We start from the raw sequence: 1,281 nt of genomic DNA on the forward strand, positions 1-1,281 counted from the left end.
GCCCTGTACGGTGCCCACGTCGTCCAGCGCCGCGTCGATGGTCGGTTTCACCGGCGCATCGGTATCGATGGTCACGGTCCAGCTGCTGCTGCTTGACTCGTTGCCCATCGGATCCTTCGCCGTGGCGGTGAAGCTGTGCTCGCCGCGACCCAGATCCACGCTCGGCGTGAAGCTCCAGGTGCCGTCCGCGCCCGCGGTGGTGGTGCCCAGCACGTTGCTGCCGTCCATGATGGTTACGGTGCTGCCCGCCTTCGCCGTGCCGCTGATTTGCGGACGGGTATCGTCGGTAACCGCGTTCTGGGACAGGCTGCCGGTCACGCTGCCGACGTCGTCGGTCACGCCGGTGATTTCCACCTTGCCCGGGACCACGTCAACGGTGATGACCACGTGCGAGCCTTCCGGTCCGGTGTTGCCTGACGGATCGGTCACGGTGGTGGTCAGGTCGTGCTCGCCGTTGGAGAGCGCCTGATCCGGGGTGAAGCTCCAGGTACCGTCCGGGTTCACCTTCGTGGAGCCGATAACCTGGCCGTTGTCGATGATGTTCACCGTGCTGCCCGGCTCGGCCTTGCCGCTCAGGGTCGGGGTGTTGTCATCGGTGGTGTCGCCGCTCACGACCGGGCCCTGGTAGGCGCCGACGTTGTCGGTGACCAGCAGGTCAGAGGCCGCGTCCGGTGCTTTTGTATCCACCACGATACCGAAGCCGCCGGTTGGCTCACTGGTGCGTCCCACGCCGTCGGTGACGGTGGCGGTGAAGCTGTGGTTGCCGTCAGCCAGCGCCGTATCCGGCGTGAAGCTCCAGCTGCCGTTGCTGCCCACGGTGGCGGTGCCGATCAGGCGGCCGTTATCGTAGATGCTGATGGTGCCGCCGATCACGCCGCTGCTGCCGCTCAGGGTCGGGGTGGTGTCGTTGGTGACGTCGCCCTTCTGCAGGTAGTCGGCGTGCGGTGCCACGTCGTCATACACGGTGTCCAGCGTCGGCGCCTGCGGCGGCACGGTGGCCACGTTGATGACGTATTCCGCGGACGGGCCGGAGACGTTGCCCACGCTGTCGGTCTCTTTCGCCGTCAGGGTGTATTTGCCGTCCGGCAGCGGGGTGGTCGGTTCGAGGGACCAGGTGCCGTCTGCCTGTACCTTCGCGGTGCCAATCACCTTGTCGCCGTTGTACACGGTGATGGTGTTGCCTGGCTCTGCGCCGGTACCCTTGATCAGCGGACGGTTATCGTCGGTTTCCCCGCCGGAAGCCACCACGCCTGACGCTTTCACGTCGTCGTAGACTTCGGT

The 1,281-nt window shown here is 66.4% G+C and carries 1 protein-coding gene; it reads right to left on the bottom strand.

Features of this window, described 5'->3' with window-relative positions; all coding sequences use genetic code 11:
* On the bottom strand, positions 1–1,281 hold a 1,281-nt coding region (locus HV355_RS23950; protein WP_249420908.1), incomplete at both ends, for an Ig-like domain-containing protein.

The sequence above is a fragment of the Enterobacter sp. RHBSTW-01064 genome (assembly GCF_014103035.1).
Taxonomy (GTDB): domain Bacteria; phylum Pseudomonadota; class Gammaproteobacteria; order Enterobacterales; family Enterobacteriaceae; genus Enterobacter; species Enterobacter mori.